Origin of the sequence: Schlesneria paludicola DSM 18645, from assembly GCF_000255655.1 — a bacterium.
GTDB classification, from domain to species: Bacteria; Planctomycetota; Planctomycetia; order Planctomycetales; family Planctomycetaceae; genus Schlesneria; species Schlesneria paludicola.
This window is the reverse complement of the sequence record NZ_JH636435.1, coordinates 3,347,443-3,368,074: the sequence shown is the minus strand read 5'-3', so window position 1 is coordinate 3,368,074 and position 20,632 is coordinate 3,347,443. Positions and strand designations below refer to the sequence as shown.

General features: G+C 55.5%; 13 protein-coding genes. 7 read left to right on the top strand and 6 right to left on the bottom strand.

The window, feature by feature from the left end:
* The first annotated feature begins 116 nt into the window (after positions 1–116).
* From OSO_RS0132570 to OSO_RS0132560, 3 genes are all read left to right on the top strand, one after another.
* Positions 117–569: an NIPSNAP family protein gene (locus tag OSO_RS0132570; protein ID WP_010587074.1), complete on the top strand. Its 453-nt coding sequence runs from the start codon at positions 117–119 to the stop codon at positions 567–569.
* A gap of 180 nt (positions 570–749) precedes the next feature.
* Positions 750–1,814, top strand: a complete 1,065-nt coding sequence (mtnA, locus tag OSO_RS0132565; RefSeq protein WP_029247727.1) for an S-methyl-5-thioribose-1-phosphate isomerase — start codon at positions 750–752, stop codon at positions 1,812–1,814.
* 186 nt (positions 1,815–2,000) lie between these two features.
* Positions 2,001–3,698 (top strand): SpoIIE family protein phosphatase, encoded by a 1,698-nt coding sequence (locus OSO_RS0132560; protein ID WP_010587072.1) that lies wholly within the window; start codon positions 2,001–2,003, stop codon positions 3,696–3,698.
* Positions 3,699–3,778: 80 nt separating this feature from the next.
* Here the strand turns inward: OSO_RS0132560 and OSO_RS0132555 are convergent, their stop codons facing one another.
* Positions 3,779–5,746 (bottom strand): tetratricopeptide repeat protein, encoded by a 1,968-nt coding sequence (locus tag OSO_RS0132555; RefSeq protein ID WP_029247726.1) that lies wholly within the window; start codon positions 5,744–5,746, stop codon positions 3,779–3,781.
* 380 nt (positions 5,747–6,126) lie between these two features.
* On the opposite strand from OSO_RS0132555, the gene OSO_RS48895 reads away from it, so the two are divergent.
* Together OSO_RS48895 and OSO_RS0132545 are read left to right on the top strand one after the other, a co-directional pair.
* A complete protein-coding gene (locus OSO_RS48895) occupies positions 6,127–6,801 on the top strand; it encodes a hypothetical protein (protein WP_010587070.1) in 675 nt (224 codons plus the stop codon).
* A gap of 454 nt (positions 6,802–7,255) precedes the next feature.
* On the top strand, positions 7,256–7,447 hold the full coding sequence (locus OSO_RS0132545) for a hypothetical protein (protein WP_010587069.1): 192 nt from the start codon (positions 7,256–7,258) through the stop codon (positions 7,445–7,447).
* A 224-nt stretch (positions 7,448–7,671) separates the two neighbouring features.
* On the opposite strand, the gene OSO_RS0132535 is transcribed toward OSO_RS0132545, so the two are convergent.
* Both OSO_RS0132535 and OSO_RS0132525 read right to left on the bottom strand, forming a co-directional pair.
* Complete coding sequence (locus OSO_RS0132535; RefSeq protein ID WP_157605591.1) at positions 7,672–8,004, bottom strand: hypothetical protein; 333 nt, start codon at positions 8,002–8,004, stop codon at positions 7,672–7,674.
* Between the two features lie 392 nt (positions 8,005–8,396).
* On the bottom strand, positions 8,397–10,559 hold the full coding sequence (locus OSO_RS0132525; RefSeq protein ID WP_010587066.1) for a diguanylate cyclase: 2,163 nt from the start codon (positions 10,557–10,559) through the stop codon (positions 8,397–8,399).
* A gap of 414 nt (positions 10,560–10,973) precedes the next feature.
* Here OSO_RS0132525 and OSO_RS50210 point away from each other — a divergent pair, with 414 nt between their 5' ends.
* Both OSO_RS50210 and OSO_RS0132505 read left to right on the top strand, forming a co-directional pair.
* Entirely contained in the window at positions 10,974–11,585 is a 612-nt protein-coding gene (locus OSO_RS50210; protein WP_010587065.1) for a BMC domain-containing protein, read from the top strand.
* A gap of 1,022 nt (positions 11,586–12,607) precedes the next feature.
* On the top strand, positions 12,608–13,381 hold the full coding sequence (locus tag OSO_RS0132505; RefSeq protein ID WP_237729358.1) for a phosphorylase family protein: 774 nt from the start codon (positions 12,608–12,610) through the stop codon (positions 13,379–13,381).
* A gap of 247 nt (positions 13,382–13,628) precedes the next feature.
* Here the strand turns inward: OSO_RS0132505 and OSO_RS0132500 are convergent, their stop codons facing one another.
* From OSO_RS0132500 to OSO_RS0132485, 3 genes are all read right to left on the bottom strand, one after another.
* Positions 13,629–14,918, bottom strand: a complete 1,290-nt coding sequence (locus OSO_RS0132500) for a Gfo/Idh/MocA family protein (RefSeq protein WP_010587061.1) — start codon at positions 14,916–14,918, stop codon at positions 13,629–13,631.
* 364 nt (positions 14,919–15,282) lie between these two features.
* Entirely contained in the window at positions 15,283–19,917 is a 4,635-nt protein-coding gene (locus OSO_RS0132490) for a hypothetical protein (protein WP_010587060.1), read from the bottom strand.
* A gap of 146 nt (positions 19,918–20,063) precedes the next feature.
* Positions 20,064–20,447: a GxxExxY protein gene (locus OSO_RS0132485; protein WP_010587059.1), complete on the bottom strand. Its 384-nt coding sequence runs from the start codon at positions 20,445–20,447 to the stop codon at positions 20,064–20,066.
* Positions 20,448–20,632 lie beyond the last annotated feature (185 nt).

Below are 20,632 nucleotides of genomic sequence, written 5' to 3'. Positions count from 1 at the left end.
TCTTCGGTGCGCGGTTGGTGTTATCTTAACAACCGCGTGACTGCGGGGCTTCGTTTGTTTGCAGGCCTGAATCGGATGTCGATCGACGAACTCGATCTGGCAAGAAGGATGATCACATGAGCTCTGTCAAAACGCTTGTCGCCGCAATTGCACTTGTCGGAATGGGAGTCGGAATCGGCTGGTCGGTGAAGCCGGTCAGTGCTGAGCCAGAAAAGCCGACGTATGTCTATGAAATGCGAACTTACACGACGCTTCCCGGGAAGTTGCCTGCACTTCATGCGCGGTTTCGAGATCACACCGTCAAGTTGTTTGAACGTCACGGAATGAAGAATGTGATCTATTTGACGCCCGTCGACGCGGACGGGAAGCCGGTCGATAACAAGCTCGTCTATTTGCTGGCACATAAGAGTCAGGCCGCGGCCAAGGCATCGTTTGACGCGTTTCGTAAGGATGCGGAATGGATCGCCGCCCGCGATGCCTCGGAAAAAGATGGTCCAATCCTTGTGAAGCCGCCCGAGAATGTCGTCTCGGTGTTCTATACGCCGACGGACTACTCGCCGATGAAGTGATGTTCAGAGACTGCTGCGAACCGAGTCTCATCCGTGGGGCGTCCTCAAGCTGAGGAACGCCCCTTTACTTTGTTGCGTGTGGCGACAATGTTGTCGTTATCGGCGACAGGCGACTTCTCGGCTGACAACTTCGAAGTTTGCAAATTTCGATTCACCGTTCCCGCTCAGAATAAGACCACTATGACCAACCCGAATACCGCTGTTTCTTGGGTCGGCAATGCCGATGCCGGGCATCTTCGACTGATTGATCAGACATTGCTTCCCGTCGAGCTTCAATTCCTTGACTGTACGACGGTAGAGATTGTGTGGGAGGCGATCAAATCACTTCGCGTCCGTGGCGCACCGGCAATCGGGGTGGCTGCCGCATACGGTGTGATTGTCGGATGCCAAACAGAACGCGATTCCGATCCGGCACGGTTCGAAACGCGATTGAGATATGTGATCGATTATCTGGCGGGAAGCCGCCCGACCGCGGTCAATCTGTTCTGGGCCTTGGATCGGATGCAAAAAACGGCGGCGGCCAACGCCAATCTCGCCCCGCCAGCATTACTCGATCGGTTGCTGGTCGAAGCTCGAAAGATTGAGGACGAAGATCGCGAAATGTGTCTGGCGATCGGCCAGCACGGACTGCCCTTGGTCAAAGACTGTGCCGGGATCTTGACGCATTGCAACACGGGCGGATTGGCCACCGCGGGCGATGGTACGGCGCTGGCCGTCATTTTTGCCGCGGCACGCCTGAATCCACAGGTGCAAATCTATGCCGACGAGACGCGGCCGCTGTTGCAGGGGGCTCGATTGACCGCCTGGGAACTGATGCAACGGAACGTTCCCGTTACGCTGATTTGCGATTCGATGGCAGGCTGGGTGATGAAAGAAGGCCGGGTTCAGGCTGTGATCGTGGGTGCCGATCGAATTGCCGCAAACGGTGATTCGGCGAACAAGATCGGAACTTACTCGTTGTCGATGCTCGCCAAGGCTCACGGAATTCCGTTTTATGTCGCGGCACCGTCCAGCACGTTCGACCTGTCGATTGAACACGGGGGGCAGATTCCGATCGAAGAACGAATTTCGACCGAGATCACACATGGATTTGGACGCCAGACGGCGCCTGATGGGTGTCGAACCTACAATCCCGCATTCGACGTGGCGCCTGCCACGCACATCACAGCATTGATTACCGAGAAAGGTGTCATTCAACCGGTGACGACGGCCAATATTCGATCAATGTTGGGTGAGGCGGTGTAGGGGGGGGCGGTGGCCCCTTCCTGTGGAATTCGGGGCATCCGCCGTGTCGAGAGCCCGGGCGACACGCGGAAATGGCCAGGCGAGGTTAATCCGTTTGCTGCTTTCGTTCTGGAGGAGTGAGCTTTAGAATGCCCCTCACAAAGAACGGCATTATCATTTCTGTGTCACAACTCTCGGGGCCGAGCCATGGCGCAATTGATCCTTCTCCAGGATGGCGAAGCGACTACGTTTGAATTGACGGATGACGAAACCGTGATTGGACGTCATCCCGAGTGCAAAGTTCAAATCAATTCGAACATGGTTTCGCGAAAGCACGCGCGCGTCACTCGCAGCGGAAATGAGTTTCTCGTTGAGGACATGGGCAGTGGAAACGGCACGTTCGTCAACGGAAAAAAGATCGAGAATGCGACCGTCCTGACGACCGAGGATCGGATCAAGTTGGGGCCGGTGCTATTGCGGTTCGAGAATGCGCTGACTCCTGGTCAGCGTGCCGTTCCTCTCAGGCCATTGACCGACCGGCCCGGGGGGTTGGAAGCGGGCGAGCCACGAGCGACCTTCAATTTGCAACTGGACGATGACGAAAATTCGTCGACGATGACCAGCAAGGCAACCGGTTTTGGACAGCTTGATGTCCATCCCGAGGCCAAGTTGAAGGGCGTGCTGGAAATCAGTAAGGCGCTCGCCGGGTCTTCGGACCTGGATACGATTCTGCCGAAGATCCTGGATACGTTGTTCCGCATTTTTCCGCACGTCGATCGTGGCTGCGTGCTGCTGAAAGACGACGCAACGGGGAAAATGATTCCTCGCGCGATGAAGCATCGGCGTCCAAGCGATGACGACACCGTCAAACTGAGCCGCACGATTCTGAAAACGGTTCTAGAGCAAAAGACCGGCATTCTGTCGTTCGACGCTTCCAACGACTCCCGTTTTCAAGCCAGTGAATCGATTGCGAACCTGACGATTCGTTCGATGATGTGTGTCCCGATGCTCAGCGTTTCCGGTGAGCCAATGGGGGTGATCAATGTGGACACTCAGAATGCGTTTAATCAGTTCAGCGCGGATGACCTGGATCTGCTGATGACGGTCGCGAGTCAGGCTGCGATGTCGTACGAACAGGCGAAGCTGCTGGTCACGGCGACGGAGAAGCTAAAGCAGGACAAGGAAATGGACATCGCGATGGGTGTCCAGCGCGCGATGCTTCCAACACAATTGCCCAGTGCCGAGGGCTGGGAGTTTTTCGCCTCGTACGATACGGCGCAGGCGGTCGGCGGCGACTACTACGACGCGTTTCTGGTCGATGGCGGGAACAAGGTCTGCCTGGCATTCGGGGATGTTGCAGGGAAGGGCGTTCCCGCGTCGCTGGTGATGTCGCGTATTGGAACCGTGGTGACGAACGTGATGACGTTCGTCAGCGATGTGCGCGAGGCGGTCAATCGGATCAACGATCAGATGTGCGCCCGTGCCATTGAAGGACGATTTGTCACATTCGTCCTGTGCGTCATTCATCTGAAGACGGGTGAAATGACGCTGGCGATCGCCGGGCATATGCCGCTGATGATCCGCAAGACAGATGGCTCCATCGTCGAATTTGGGGCCGAGGTGGTCGGTGTTCCGATCGGGATTATTGATGGATATCCGTATGACGTCACGACGCGCGTGATCGAACCGGGCGAAACCGTGGTGATCTATACCGACGGCGTCAGCGAAGCGATGAATCACGGAAATGAACTCTATGGGATCGACCGATTGCGAGACCTGATGCAGGCCAGCGTGGGTGGGCATGCCGACGCCCTTGGCAAATCGATCCTGGGCAGCGTCCGAAAGTTTGCCAACGGTCGCCCGCAGAATGACGATATCACGATCATGGTGTTCGGGCGGAAATGACGCGATCGGCCGAACGCCGATCCGATCCGGCCAGCAGTTCTGTTGTGAGACCACGGGAAGGCAGCCTGTTTCACCCGGGGTCACAACCCGAGTGTTGTGAGTCGCTGTCGGGCCTGTGGGTGGTTTGGCTGGTGCTGCAACACCGATTGGTAACGAGTTCTGGCAAGAGCACGATCGCCCATTTGCTCGGCAATCAAGCCGGAATTCATCAGCGCGACCACGTTATCGGGCTGTTGCCGCAGCAAGCGTTCAAATAAGGCTTGTGCATCGCGCGGTCGATTCAAGTTGCCGAGTGCGAACGCACCCTGATTGAGCGCTTCAGGGTGATTCGGTGAGGCGTGAAGGACGATTTCAAATTGTTCCCACGCTTGTTGGGGTTTTGAAAGTTTGAGCGACATCGTTCCCAACAGTAGGCGTGCTCGTTGATCGTCGGACTCGATTTTCAGGTACTGTTTCAGCTGCAGTTCGGCTTCAGGCCATCGTTGCTGATGGTCAAGGATAATGGCAAGATTCGCGATGGCGACTTCGGAGCCTGGATTCGCCTGCAGGGCCTGGCGACTGTGTTTTTCGGCCGACTCCAGATCGCCTTCTGCCGCGGCCAGCGATGCCAGGGAATTGTGGATTTGAAAACTGTCAGGCCATCGGGTCAGAGCGCGCTCGAAATGCTGTCGAGCGGATTTCATCTGGCCCGCTTGCTTGTCCTGATTCCCGAGATGCAGGTGTGCCATCGGATTCTCGGGATCCACAGTCAGCGTGTGTTCCCAGAGCGTGGTGTTCGATTTCCAGTAGGTCACTTGATGGCGGGTCAATCCCGTCAAAACAAGCAGGCTTATCACGGTAAGGCCAAGCACGATCCGACGTACGATCAAGGGCTTGGATAATCGGTCGGCGATTTCCCAAACCAGCCACGTCATGAGCCCGATATGCGGAAGGTAGGTGTATCGATCGGCGTGAGCCTGTGATCCCACCTGAATCAGGCCAATCACGGGCAGTAGCGAGATGATGAACCACCACCAACCGAAGAGTCGAACGCGGGAGTGGGCACCCCACCCGACGGCGAGCGAAATCCCGCTCAGGACGATGGTCCATCCGGCGACGCTTGGCCAGTCAGTGCCTCCTGGTGATGGCTGGTAGAATGGGATCAATCGGGTTGGATAAAAAGTCGTTGCGAGGTACCAACCATAGGAACAGATTGCATTCGCGGCGCGAACGGCGAAGGGGAGCTGCTGGGTGTCGGCAATGGCATGTGCGGCACCTTGAGCGCGAATGGTGACAAGCCCGTCGATTAGCGATAACGCCAACAATGGAAGCTTTTCGACGACGCGGGGCAGTCCGATGGCCCAACGTGAGCGCGGTTGATCCGCTGAATCGAGGGGAACTCGAAATCGGTCCAATGGCCAGATGTCAAATAGCAGCAACAGAATCGGTGTCGTGACGAGCATCGATTTCGAAAGCAATCCCGCGCAGTAGGTGACGCAGGCTGTGAGATACCAGAAGATGCCTGGCCGTTTTGCATACTGTGTATAGGCCAGCAGGATGAGCATCAGCCAGAAGGTGGAGAGAACATCCTTACGCTCTGAAACCCACGCCACGGATTCCACATGCAGTGGGTGGGTCAGGAAAAATGCGGCGACGATCGCACTCCGGGTCATGCGTCCGGTTGTCCTGGAAAGCACAATGTAGAGCAGGCAGCCGTTGACCAGGTGGATGACCAAGTTGGTGGCGTGGAAACCTGCGGGATTGGACGCGTAGAGTGTCGCGTCAAGCTGCAGTGACAGCCACGTCAGCGGCAGCCAGTTGCCTGTGTCGAATGTGGTCCAGGCATAGTTCCATCCCTTCCAGGTCAATCCGTTCAGGACATTGGGATTTTCTGTGACATAGCGTGGATCATCGAATTGGACGAAACCATTGCCGAGCACGCCCCCGTACGCAACCAGTGTCAGGAGCGCCAGTCCTATCACGAGTCCGAGATGTCGGCGTAACGCGTGCGGTGCACGCTGGGCTGGTAGAGACGATCGATCAACCGGCTGCTCAAGTTGAGGGTTCATTGACGGCATCGCGGACAGGTCTCAATTCTCAACTTGGTGTTTGAATGTAGCCGTTCACAGCCCGGGGACACGCACATTTTCCCGGTTCAATTGGAATCCACAGTGCATGGACGAAGGTAAGCCTTCCCTTTACCGCAGGAAAATGAGCCAGTCCCCGTGCTGTGAACGGTTGCTGTTTGAATCCCTCGGAACCACAGCCAGAGGACGATCGATACTAAGTGTTGACGGGAATACTGCCGAAGTTGGATTCCTGTCTTGGAGAGCGGGAACAATTGAGGGGCGAATTGTTATGATCAACGGGCCTGGTGCGGATGAACGGCCGGACCGGTCGACTGGTGTTGGATGCTGACCTGTCCGCACGTTTTTAGGATACTGGAACGATGAGCACACGCTCGCGGCTTGAAAACGCGGCCGAGGCACTTCGCGCTGCGTATGGTACCCCCGAGCTTCCAAGGGCTGCCAGTGGCTGGTCGTTGTTTCTGCAACTGCTGTTGATTGGGCCTGCGCAAGACGTTGGTCCCGCCGTTCGCAATGCACTCGATTCTGATGCGCTGTCCAGCCCGCGCGTCGTTTCTCAAACGTCGGCCGGGCAACTGGTCGAACAACTTGCGGGCGTTCCTCGCGGACCGCAGAAGGCGAGTTTGTTGAGGTCCGTTGCAACCTGGTGGTTAGAAACATTTGGAGATGACTGTTCGCCAGAATGGGTTGGAGGGGCGGACAGGTATCGCGAATCGCTGCTCAAAATTCGGGGGCTGGGCCTGGCCACGGTCGATGAGTTGCTGTTGTTCGCCGGGGGACTTGACCTGTTTCCGCTGGATCGGGGAATCGTTCGTGTGGCGGTCCGTCATGGCTGGCTGGATCTTCCCCTGGAAGATGACGAGGCCCAGCACGTCTTTGCAGGTGGCCTTAAGGAGACGGATGTTGATCTCCGAGAGTTCGTCTTACTGTTGGGACGCGTTGCGACAGAACATTGTCGCCGCGAACCCATCTGCGAAGGGTGCCCGTTGCAACCTCTCTTGCCACCAAATGGTCCGCTGAATCCCGATAGTTGTTAGTCGCACAGGTCACCGTTCGCAGCCCAAAGAGAGGGGGACAGGCACATTTTTCCGGTTAGATTGGAATCCACGTGGATTCCAATCTAAGTACATCGGCGAGGGCAATTCTTCCCTTTGCCGCGGGAAACTCAGCCAGCCCCCGGTTTGTGAGCGGTTACGTGGAACAGTCACGCTGACCGGGCCGGTTTACGAGTATCGCTCGCAGACGCCGGCGGGAAGGATGACCGGTTTGTCCCTGATGCTCGCGAGCGTCAGCGGAATAATCCTGCGCGCAGGGCGGCTGTTCGCAACGAGTTCCTCAACGCGTCATTTCAGGTTGGAAGCGTCAAGAGTCGGGGCACGAGTGAATTGCTGCTGGCGTCGCATTCGGAATGTGGGCTATACTTCAGGGGAGGTGAGATCCGATGATTGACTGAAGCAACGACAAGTCGTGTTAATACGAGGAACTTTGCGGATGGCGAGCAGTTTGTCGAAGAACATGGTGTTTGCTTCGTTTGGCATCGCAGGGTTTGTCACCGTGCTCGCCGTACTCGATATTGCCCTGCAAGTTCCCTTTGCGGGCGCAACAACCATGGACATACTCTTCATTCTGAGCGGTGCCGTGGTCGGATACCTGGGCTGGGACGCCTACAAAGACATCACGTAACCGATTCTGGTCCGTTCGATTCCATTCTGACCGAAATGCGGGTCGATTTGGTTCTTTGCGGTTCCGACCGTTCGCGGCAGCTCAAACGGTATTGTGAAGCAAGCAGGCGACGGATTGGTTGCTTCTGATCGTCGACAATCCCCGATGTCTGGCCCGACACCGGGTTTCAGAGTGGCTGAATCGATTGTCCGATAGATGTCATCAACGTCGCCTGGCGGCGGAAATCAAACAGCGACTTCTTGGGGTTGTTTCGCATATCCCAGGTCACGAACGACTTCGAGAACTTCGCTCCAGGTCGGGAACATCCGACCGCTCTTACGCTTGTACTCGTCCATGGCTTTCATGAATTCGACTTCGTCCAGCGAATAGTCACGTTCGCAGGTGGTGGGATCAATCAGTCGGCGGCGTTCGACTTTGCGTCGCTCGCTCGTTCGTTTTTCCCCACCTTTGAATTCAGCGTCGACTTCAGGGCGACGGCGGTCTCCGCCAATTCGCCGATTTTGCATCCGGCGCTCTGCCGCTGAGATCGCGTCCGCGTTTGAAAGTAATTTTGCCATCGTCATCAACCTTGCCTGTAGACCTTGGGGAGGACATTCCATTGTTGAGAGTCGTTCCATCGACAAGGAGATTATGACCGCAACTTTGACGATTGCGTTGAGAGTAAAGATTGCGAAACGTTGTTAAAGAAAGGAAACATTGCCGGCGGACCGGTTGTGCCGGTTGTGACAGTCGCACTCACGCGGGAATCTGAAATCGGTGAATTCACCCGCAGAATGAGTCATTTTTTCGGTGCCAGACCATCATCGAAGATGCTGCGTGCCGCGGCGTCTTGGCCCGTTGGTGGAGATATTGGCGATGCACTGCGCGCATGTGCACTTCGCGTTCTTCGTCCAATGAAGTGGCTCACGTCGCCGGCGTTCGAGCAAATGACGCGATATCGCCGTCCGACCTATTCCGCGGCGAAATAGTGTTTTAGTTCTCGCATCGTTGCTTGTGTGCGCTGGTTGAATGCCAGGGCATCGCGGAACTTTCCGTCAGGCCGCATCCGAATGTTGACGCGAAGTTTCTTCGATCGGTCTGCTCGTTCGGCGCCATCCATCAGCAATTCGATTTCGATTCCCTGTCGCGCGAAGGCCGATTCAAACAGGCCTCGAAGTCCGCCGACGCCAGGCATCTTCAGCACGACCCGCTCGCGACTGACGTCGAGCAGTTGTGCATGATGGTCCTTGACGAACCCCCCCAATTTCTGGACGACCATGTCAGGCGGGACAAGGGCGGAAAAGCTGCCGGAAAACTCGAAGGGGCGAATCTCTGCATCTTGTGCATGGACATTCTCGTTGGACTGTAGCATCTCGGCGGTAAACCAGCAGGTTCGATCGCGGCCACTCTCTTTCGCGGCATAAAGCGCACGATCGGCACGTCGCAACAATGTCTCGGTGGAATCTCCCGGTTCGACCTGAGAAACGCCGAACGAGCAGGTGATTTTCAGTTTTTCGACTCCACCCACTTTCGCGAGTTTCAGGGACGAACGCAGGCGGTCTGCCCGGCGAACGGCCTGTTCCAGTTCGGTGGCCGGGCACAGAATCACAAACTCTTCGCCGCCATAGCGTCCGACGACTTCGCCGGAATACGTTTCTTCGCTGAAATGGCGTGCCAGATCAATCAGAACCTGATCGCCGACTTGATGACCGAAAGTGTCGTTGACCCGTTTGAAATGGTCGGCATCGGCGAAGATCACGCAGTACGGTTCCAGCGGATTTTCGTTGTATTGGTCAGAGAGCAGCCGCAATTGCTTTTCGAGTTCGCCGCGATTGGCCACCGACGTCAGGGCATCGCGCGAGGCCTGAAGTTTCAACTGAGTGAACTCGGGCGCGTGTGATTTGCGTGACAGATTACGGACGATTTCGGCGACCCCGTGGGTATGCCCCTGGGCGTCGATCAGTGGCACCGTTTGCAGTTCCAACTGAACCGTCGAAAGGTCCGATTTCTGATAGGCAAGTTGGAACACAGCCGATTTCTTCGCATCGAGCGCCTGATCATGCGACGAGATGATTTGGCCGCTTGCGTTCTGGCTTCGATCGGTGTTCGGGACGTTGAACAGTGCAGGATTCCACTCTTTTCCGAGCATGGCCGACGCGGGGCGATTGACCAGTCGCTCGAGTCCGCGGTTCCAGACAATGAACTTGCGTTCAGAGTCGACGACATAGAACCCGTCGTAAAGGCTTTCCAGCATGTAGAGATAGGAAAAGATCTGACAGAGCGCCATCGACTCTGCCGCTTCTTCCAGACTAAAAGGAGCTCGTTGGCTGCCGGCGCCGTTCAGTTCGGCTGTTTGGGCTGCGAAGGGTAATCCGTCTTGCTGCACCCAGCGGGCGAGCGAATTGACGACATTGCCGTCAAATTGTTTTCCTGATTCGGCCATGAGCAGATTCATGATCTCGTCGTGCGGCTTTGCGACACGATAGACCTGTTCGGTGCACAGCGATTCGTAAGCATCCGCCACAGCAAGGATTCGGGCACCGATATGAACGTCGCGGATGACGCGTTCGTCGGTGTCCTTGACGCTGTAAGCGCGATGGGCCTGATCGACAATCCGCAAGACTTCGGCGTCGACGCGGCAGGCCTGCAGCACGTTCAGGCCGATTCCGTGATGCAGATCCATCAATTCGACTTCTTCGGCACTCAGCTTTCCTGGCTTATAGAGCACATTGTCCGGAACACCGATTTTACCGACGTCGTGCAGCAGCGCCGCCACTTCCAGCACTCGCAGGTGGCGACCTTCCCATCCAAGATGGTGGGCCAGTCCGGCCGCCAGCAATGCCACGCGGCGACTGTGACGAAGGGTCCCGACGTCTCGATAGTGCAACGCACCTAACAGGCTGCGAAGCACGGCTTTGCTGATCACGCCGTCGAGTGTTGTTTCTGGTGACCCTGATTTCAGATCTCGCTGAGCAGCATTTGCTAATGCCATAAGTCCCAGCAGGTTGCGCGATGAATCGGAGATCTGGCTGACGGCTTCTCGCAGACTGAGCGATGCCGGGGCCGGCGACGGTGCAGTGGGCGAAACGGGTGGGAATGGCTGTAGGCGTGGGGCAACGGCGACCGCGGTCATCTGGATCTTCCGTCTACGTTAGGGCTGGCGAGTGAAGCATAAAATCTGGCTTGGCACGTCAAGGAACTCGTTGCGAGCAGGCCAACCAGCCTGCGGGCAATACTCGTCAACCTGTCTGGACCTGGTGGCTATGCCACGAAATTGAGGTGGGCGAGCGAAGCGGTCAGACAAAAGTGTTGGGTTTTGTCAGCGCAACCACCTGAACACTAGCTTGGGAAATGACCGAGTCAAACAAGAGTGCAGTGGCTGCCCGTGATCGGCCGATGGGATTAGCACGGATCTGACGATTGGTGTGACAGAGAGTTCAATTGCGTCTGGCCGAAGGTTAGTCGCCGGCAAAGTTGCCGTTTTTTCTCTGGTTTGCCACAATGTGGATTCGATTTTCGTGACACGGCCCCTGCACAAGGTCTTTTGATGAGCGGAACACTGAGTCTCGCCTTACTCGAAGTGAACAATCTCGCCCCGTCGTTTATCGTGGCAGATGCATGTTCTAAGGCGGCAAACGTCAGAATCCTCGGTATCGAAAGCACCGACGGTGCGGCCCAGTGCATTAAACTGGTCGGACCGGTCGCCGACGTCCAGTCGGCGGTGGAGACTGCGATTGAACTCGCAAAGCGAATGGGAAGCTCGGCATTCTGTTCGGTGATGCCGGCGCCCCTGGAACTGACTTACAAACTGGCCGACGCCAAACCGGCGCTCAGTCCATTACTCGGCAGCTATGACATTCGGAAACCCAGAGAGAACGCGATGACGACTACAAATGCTCTTGGACTGTTGGAAACTCAGGGTCTGGTTGCGGCACTGCATGCCACCGACGATATGCTCAAAGCTTCCAACGTCACGCTGGCCGGCAAAGAAAAGATCGGTGCCGCGTACGTCACGATCATGATCCGTGGCGATGTGGCCGCTGTCCAAACGGCAATCGAAGTGGGCCGTCAGACGGTTGAACGTCTGGGCGGAAAACTGATCCTCGCCGACGTGATCGCTCGCCCTCACGCGGATCTGGCCGCGTTGCTGCCGACCTGAGATAGACCGTTGCTCACTTCCGCGCGTGACTTGGGCCCCGGGTGCCCATCTTCGGACACCCGTAGGACCAAGCCGCAAAACGTGTGACGTCCCATCACCTGGTCTTCCGACCAAGGCGATGTGAATTCGTTCAGAGCAAGCACAAACCAAGTCTGACCGCGTTTCCCCGGGCGCTGTGGAATTGGTCGCTGCCGCACTCGGCGTGAGTGTCACTTCCTTGCGGAAGACTAAAGTGAAGTGCAAACAGCGATGCCGCGCCGTCAAAACGCGCGGCATCGCTGCGTTTCAGATTGTTGGAAATCGCGCGCACAACGGTTCGCAAGAAATTTCGGCGCTTTCCGGATCAGCACCGAAATCGATACGTACGATTGCATGCGGTCATTCTTTGGGCTGGTCATCCGTCGATGGTGCGAATTGCGCAGGTCCAACTTGTTGGATCGCTTCATTCCAGGCAAGGTCTGTGAATGAATCGCGAAACGTCAGGGCTTTCGCTTGTTCGCATTTAGGTCGAGCGACGGATTTTCTATTTGGCCCGCGGAGTGGTCTTAACGACCGAAAAACATCTGGCGCAAGGCAGCGTTCTTCCGACGTTCAAGTTCGATGAGACGATTCACTGGTCCCTGTCCTTGTGGGACAGAAACTTGGGGACGAGGTCGTCGTTGTGAGGCTTGAACTTCGATTCCGGTTATGGCAATCGCTGCCAAACTCGCCAGAATCAACAGTTTTCGCATAGACTTCCTTTCGTTAGAGGTCTGCGTTCCACAGAATTGAAATTGGGACCCGTCTTTCGGTGTGACGCGAATGCCGCTCGAGCAATACGACGGAAGTCCCTTCACTAGTGGTTTCGACATCCGGTCATATGCTGACAGGAGCAAAAACTCGACTTCCGGCAGTTCTTGCCGAAGTTGGATTCGCCCGTGCTTAAAGGGTCGATATCGGCGACTGGTGTAATGAGCGAAACATTGTCGGCGGCGACGTGACGTGACTGATTGAACGAACTTGCAACTCCATAAGGTTGTGTCTTGACTGAACAAGCGTCCCCTTCTGCTGCCGAGTCCAATGCCGTGAAGGCCGACATTGGTCTGGTTTGCGCATTGCCGATGGAGCTCAGCGATTTCATCAGTCGCTGCGCCAAAGTCAAAACGTACACGGGCGGAAAGTTCACGTTTCGCGGCGGTTTTTATGGTCAGATCCGTGTAGCAATCGTGGAATCAGGAATGGGGGCCGAGCGAGCCGCGCGTGCGACAGAAGCACTACTGGACGCCCATGCGCCACGCTGGATTGTCTCGACCGGATTTTGCGGTGCTCTCGTTTCGGGCATGCAGATCGGTCAGATCGTCGTTGCCAATCAGATTACAACCCCGACCGGTGACGAACGGATCGTCGATATCGGAATGACCTCGGACGAAAAACGAGGTCTGTATGTGGGCCGAACTTTGACGGTCGATCACATGGTGCGTTCGATCGCCGAGAAGAAGGCGCTCGCCGAACAAACCGGCGCGATCGCCGTTGATATGGAAACACACGCCGTCGCGACCGTTTGCCGTGATCGCAAGACGCGGTTCATCGCCGTCCGGGCCGTCAGTGATGACTTGTCGGCGGATCTTCCGGTCGAAGTGCAAAGCCTGGTCGGTGAAACAGGCGCCGTTCGGATTGGCGCTGTCGTTGGCGCTCTCTGGAATCGCTTTGATAGTTACAAAGACATGTGGCGACTTCGTGAACACGCGATGACCGCCGGTGAGAAGCTCGCAAGCTTCTTGGACGGCGTCGTCAAGCAACTGCATTCCTCGAAGTAGTTCGAGTGTGAATGCCAGGCGCAGGCTTCATGAGTTGTTTCTCGTTACGAGTTCTTCGTTTTCCTCGTCTTGCTTGTCTTCCTCGTTACCAAGCTCCTGCTTGGTAACGCCTCCTGCGATTTTGTTTTCCTTCGAGCAGGAATTGGACCAGCGACCCTCGTGAACACTTCCGATACGTAGGAAGCGTTGCCAAGCGGGAGCTTGGCAACGAAAAAAGCGAGGAATGACGAAAAGTCTTGATCGCTCGTCAAATTACTTCCGGGATCAAAAATTCTTTCCGTCCCAGACGCTTAGTGAGTGCATTCGCCTCATCGTCGCCGACGATCGATTGTGTCTTGGCGTCGAACTTCAGTGGTCTGCCAACTCGGTAGGCCAGATTGCCCAGATGGGCGAGCAGAGTGGACCGATATCCTTCTTCGATGTCGCAGTTCAGCGCCTCGCCCGACCGAATGCCGTTCAAGAAATTTTTGAAGTGCGGAATGTCAGAGAACTGGGCGGATTTTTCCTCGACGACTTTGTTTCGCTTCTCGACCAGTTTCCAACCGGCGCGTCCTGCCAGCAGGTAGCCTTCGGTGCCGTAGAATGCGACGCCGTTTTCGTATCCCTCCTGGAAGTAGGGTGACCACAGCCGTTGTTCATAGACGAGCACTGCTTCCTTCTGAGGGAAACGGAACGTGACGAACTGGGTATCGGGTGTCTCTTGTGAATCACCGGCGAAGGCCAGTTTGTCACCGGTGCATTGAATCTCGGTGGGAAAATCGACATCCAGACCCCAGCGGGCGATATCCAGATCGTGGACGCCATCATTGCCCATGTCGCCCGTGCCATAGTCCCACAGCCATCGCCACCCGTAGCTGAAGCGGTTGGCGTTGAAGGCGTGTTCCGGGGCGGGACCTTGCCAGATGTTCCAGTCGAGCCCCGCGGGAACTGCGCTGTCGGGAACGGCAGGAACGCGCCGTCGCAACTGGCTGTTCCAGGCCTTCGCCATATGGACATGTCCCAAACGACCCGATCGCAGGATCTTGATCATTTCACCATAGTGTGGGGCACTGCGGCTTTGCGTGCCGACCTGGACCACGCGATTGTGCTTGCGCGCCGCGGCCACCATTTGCCGACCTTCGAAAATATTGTTCGAAATCGGTTTCTCGACATACACATGTTTTCCGGCCTGGCATCCCCAGATCGTGGCCAGAGCGTGCCAGTGGTCTGGCGTCGTGACGACGATCGCGTCGACGCTTTTGTCATCCAGAACTCGCCGCAGGTCCTGCACTGTCTTGGGAGTGGTCTTTTGAACTTCGGCAATCTGCTTGGCGTAACCGTCGAGCAGCAGTTCATTCACGTCACAGACGTGAGTCACCTGTGCTTCGGGAAGTCCGGCAAACCCTTTTCCCACAGAACTGCCCCGTCCGCGAACGCCAATCACGCACAGGTTGACTCGTTCATTCGGCCCCGCCTTGGCGGATCGAGACCCCAATGCCATGGCGGCCCCAGCCACAGTGGCACTGGCCAGAAATTCACGACGAGTTGCCTGCGACATGTTCATCTCCAGAGTGGGCTGTTTACTGACGACAGTTCGTGATGCAAATCGAATCTCTCAGATCGGTACCGAATGGTGCCTTGGACGTCGATGCTGTGGTGCGAAAACAGGTCGAGAGATTCCCGTTTTTGTATCAAGAGTCGTTGATGCAATCCAGTTGGCGGCGGGGCCTCCTTCTGATCTGAAATGGCGAATTGTCCGTGTGTGTTGATTGAATTCGATGGGGAAGGCCCTGTTGTGGCCTCGGGACCGACATCGACATTTCTGGTGTCTAGGAAGCGTTGCCAAGCGGGAGCTTGGCAACGAGGAACGAAGAAAGGTGTCTGAGGTGCGATAAACTGTTGATACCTCGCCGAACGAGCAATCAGCGGTCAGGTGCGGTCGCCGTCGGCACTGGTGGATCCCGTTGGAATTCCCAAATCGAGACACCTTTCGGCAGAGGCTTGTCGGGTGAAGGGAACTTGTCGGGTAGAGGCGTGTCGACCTCGTTCGAAACAACCAGGAGCCGCAAAGACTTCTCCGTCAGTTCATAGTGACACTTCTTCTGGTCATTCCTTCTTTCCACCGGGACTAGTGATTTTGGATTTTCGGAAAGAATGCGGATGGATGCAGGGACCTTTACATCGGAGAATCCGATCTCCTTGAGCCCGTCTGGAACTAATTCAATCGTTCCGTCTTTCATGCGTCGAACCATCATGAGCTCTCGTGTTGCGCTGGAGCTTGGAAATGTCAATTTGATTGTGACACTTGGATCTCTCGTCCATAACCACACACCAGAAAGCCTGATTTCGTCACTGAGAATCGGGATTTGATCGCCACTGTTCGAAGGTGGTGTCAACTTGGACAACGCCTCATCCACTGTTTGGAAAAATAGCTTCTCGCTCTCAGAAAAGAGTCCGGTCTTCATCATGCTTGGCGTCTGAAGCATGTGGCACTCTTTTAACAGCCGATAACCGTCTCCATCAGCACCGATCTGCCCCAGTACTTTGACGATTTGAAGGCATTCTGCCGAAGGAAATTTCCAACTGGTGCGACCTGGGCTTTCAGGTGGAACGCAGGCTTTCACGAAGAGTTCGACGAGTTGCGGAGTCAGCGAGCGGGCATGCTCACCTAATCGACCGATGCGTTCCATCACTTCGGGAGCACTCTGGGCATATTTGATCAAGGCTTCAGGCAATCCGGTCGTTTCCGGTGCCAATTCGATCAGCGTATCGGTGACGCGCCACCAACCCGGAAGTTCCTCTCCGAAATTCCGGCTTTCCGATGGCTGGTACGCTCGGGCGCCCTTTTCGACACAATGGAGTCCAATGTCTTTCGCTAAGGGAAACTGCGAGAGATCGAGATGGAATTGTTTGATGAATTGGAGTGCCGCCAGCGCGAGATCGTCGCTGGCGGATTCAGGATTGGAACCGCGTTCCAAAAGGAGTTGGATCACCGTAGTCGCATTCTTTTGGATCTCGGTATCCATTTCTTTGGACGTGCGATATGCCGCAAAAATCCCTTGAAACTGCCGACTCGACGATTGGTCACGAGTATCGCCCAGTGCCTCAACGAATGCTGCCATGACGATTGGAGCAGGCAGGCGCCGTAAGCCGCTGAAGCCTGGTTCCCACACCTTGCTACGGTCGGTTTCTCGTTCGACGTAACTGGCTGCTGTGAAAATCGCCTTGGCAATTCGCTCCTGATCGATTGCGGGTGTCAGTCGGGTCGTGGCTTCAATGGCTTGGCCGAGTTTTTCGGGCTTCCGCTCTGTTTCCAGCATCTTGAGCCAGGCCGAATAAGGTGTGCCGTCGAATGTGGGTTCCAGTTTCGATTCGAAGGTCCCGAGTTTTGCACCGGTGACGTTGGGCGTTGCAGTGCTGCTGGATGAGCTCGCATCTACTTCAGGCAATGGTTCAACCGCTGGTTTCGGCTTGTCCGTTTCGATCTCTTTGATCGCAGCATCCACGACTTCGCGAACGGTCCTGGCGGCCTGCTCGGGCGGGCTGCCTCCCATCGCGGTGGCCGTCGCCAGCAACGGCAATTCTGTTCGATCGAAGTAAGGATGATAGGGGCTCAAATTCCCGGCAGCTTTGGAGTTTCGCATTTCCTTCAGGAAAGGAATCGCCGGTCGAGCGGGAGCTCGAATCGCTGCGAGTGCGAAAAGGCATTGGATGTTGCGTTGCTGTGGTGCTTCCGGAGGATTTGAACGAAGTTGATCGACCAGCAGTTCCACGGCATCTGGAGAATGGTTTGCAGCGAGGATCAACGCGTTAATCACGCTGTCGGGTAGCAAATTGCCCATGTGAGGCTGGTCCGGCTGACGCTCGATGGCTTGGCGAAGGCAAGTCATGACTTTCGGGATCTGAACGCCACTTTCTGCCAAGAGTTCCGCCGCCGTCAATTGGCCAAACATTTTCGGATCTTCCACCACCGCTTCCGCGATCGGAATGAGTTCCGGGTATGTCGTGATCGGTTGTTGACTGATCCGCAGAATAGGGTCAGCAGTCGTGATGGCCCAACTTCTCAGCTTTGGCTCGATCCTAGCGACATCACTCAGGATTCGAATCAGATGACGGGAGCGACGACGGATCTCCGCTCGAAGTGCGTTCTCTGAGTCTTTCGATTCCGGGAAGGTCAAATTAATCTTCGCAACCGGATCGTTGATGTAGATCCGATGTGATGGATATCCGATTGGAGTTCGTTTTTTGACGGCGAGATGTCTGAGCAGTTGCCCAAAAGCATTTCGAAAGTTGCTCAGCGCGAGGGATTGCGACAGGTCAGCAGGGACGGATGAATCGTTGAAGTTGACCACCAACTGGTCCACGACGAGTCGCGCCGGGAGACGAATCAGCGCGAGCAGAGCACCATCTCGAATCATCGGCGTGAAGGAATCTTGATTGGCGCGTTTCGTCTCGGATTTCAGAACGCTCAAGATGATCTGAATCATCTGGTCGGGATCGGCCTGATCCACAAGATAATTTGCCGCCATGACGGCATCCGCAATCTTGGCGCGATCTCGTTCATGTTTCAGCGTCCGCATCCATTCCGACAAGACCACTCCTTTGTAGGTCGGTTCCTCGTTTGAGTCGGCGGGCTTTGCATTCGAAGTGTTATTGGTCGCGGAGAGGGCCTCAAGCTCTTTCAGGAGGAGCACGCGTTCCTTGGCGTGCTTGTACATCTCTTCGAACGTCTCTCCCGTGTTGCCCTGCGATTCAAGATGCTTCAACTGGGCTTCGGCTTGTTCTCGCCGTTTCACCAATTCGCTGCGATTTTTGGTCGTTGCTGGCGTCGCGGAAATGTCTGTGATGGGGGCATGAATCGCGGCTCGTACATCCTTGGTGGGAGGCGCTTTTGCCGTGGAATTTTGAATGACTTTGATGGCGGCGTCACTCAGTTCTTGAAGTGTGAAAGGAGATTTGGTGTCACCAGTAAGATCGAACCAGAATCTGTGGTATGGCCATGGCCATGATGAATCGATCTTGATGGGGCCACCGGCTTCTGTTTGAGTCGATTCCACGATCTTTTGAAGTTCAGGAATAACTCGTTCTGCGGGCTTTCCCATTCGCGCGAGTGCCAAGATGTATTGACCACAGCAATCCGTCTGATTTTGAACTATGCCACTGATGTCGTTCGAATCTCGGGACTTCATCATCCCTACGAGTTTCTCACACTCTTTTCGGAATCTTTCAATCAGCACGTCAACAGTTTCTGGCGCATGCGGGGCCAGAAGTTCCAGATACCGAAGAGTGTCCTCGAGTGACATTGAATTTTTGCCGACCGATGCGAACTGAAGATTGACGAATTCAATTACCTTCGGCGTCTTTAAACCAACTTCTGCAAGAAGTCGCGCCGCGGCAATATGATTTGATTTGGGATCGTCGAGATCGGCTTCGACGATCGGAACAAACTCTGGATAGCTGGTCAGTGATTGACGGCTGATCCGAAGAACGAGATTTCCATCGGCAACGGCCGCGGTACGTAATTCTGGATTTCTTTCGGCGGCTTTGACGAGAAGCTGAATTAGACTCGGTGCCAAGGCCTTCACTGCAGCTTGAAGAGGTAACATCTTCTTATTCGATTGCAGTTGAAACATCGTCCTCGTCGAAAGATTCTGAATCGTGATCGGCACTTGGCGTCGGGCTAGAGGGAATCGAGCGAGAAATTCGCCGCTGTCATCTTCGTCCGTTTTCGTTGCGATGTCTGCCAGAGTCCGTGAGATGAGCTTGCGTGGTTCAGGACGCGAGTAGTCATCCTTCCATCGGGATTGAATTGCTTCGGTCACATGTTCGATCGGCAATTGAATGAGCAAACAAATGGCCCCGCGATAGATCGTATCGGAGTACTGATCGTACGGGACGTCGACCTGGGTGGTCATAAACTTGAAGAGGGCCGAAAGAAGCTCATCCGGGTCGGCTTGGTCCACGAGATGGTTCAGCGCGATGACGGCATCGGCTACTTTTTGGCGATTTCGTTCGTGCTCCAATGTCTTGAGCCACTGGGTCAAGGTGACGCCGTTGAATGTTGATGTGGAATCGGGGCTTACGCTGGAGACTTTGGCATTCGCTTCCGTTTTCGGATTGTTCGTTGACTCGGCGACATCGTCCCAGCCAAGACTCGCATTTGGGTCGGTTAAATCGGAGAATCGGCGAGCCAAGACGTCGGCGCGTTGGTCCTGTCTTTTCTGGTACGCGCTCCGCAAGCGTTCGACCCCTGCGGTCAGTTCGTCCAACTCGCGTTTGCGTCGCTGTTGGCGATAGTCGAAATGTTTTTCGTTCAGCGACTTCAGCTCTTGTTTCAATGCCGCACGCTGATCGGGGCCCGCCGACCGCAACCGCATGGCCAGTTGTTTCGCATCGCGATCAAGCGCCGCGTCTTGCGCGTCATCGACAAACGGCGACGCATCCACCGGACGCGATGTCTCTTGCGCGAACGACCAGGTCGCGTTGCCGCAACACAGGCACAACAGACAAACCCAAACCGGCAACGGTACGAGCGATCGCAATAAAAACGCCATCATTTCCCTTTCAGGTCTTCTCTGTGCCTCCGTGTCTCTGTGTCTCGCTCCCTACCTTTGTGCGCCCGAAGTACGCAAAACGTACAAGTGGGCCCAGCGGGGGTATGGGAGACACAGAGACACGGAGGCACAGAGAAAGATTCGGGCAGTTAGTTTTTGTTGTCGTTGACGACACGGCGGATGCCATCTTTGAGGACTGGGACATTGAAATTCATGAGCAGGCCCAATGGGCATTCTGTCAATCGTAAATAGGTCAGTAACTGTGCCGTATGAACAGGAGCGAGTTGATCGACGGCTTTGATCTCAACAATGACTTGTTGTTGCACAAGGACATCGATTCGGTAACCAGCTTGGACTCTAATTCCTTTATAAACCAGCGGCAGCTTTCTTTGAGCCGTAAAGGGAATCTCGCGCAGCATTAGCTCATGCTCCAGGCATTTCTGATACGCATGTTCGAGGCATCCAGGACCAAGAACGCGATGCACTTCGATCGCTGCGGAAATAATCAGTCCCGTCAATTCATAGGATTGCATTCGAGCTTCCCCGGTTGGTGGCGCACGTAATACTAATCCACACATTCCAAGGAATTCTTGTTCTTTTCTCAACTCTGTGTCTCCGTGTTTCTCAAACCCCCGCTGAGCCCACTGAAACGTTTTGCGTACTTCGGATGCACATGGGTGGGAGGGGAGACACAGAGGCACGGAGACACAGAAGAAGA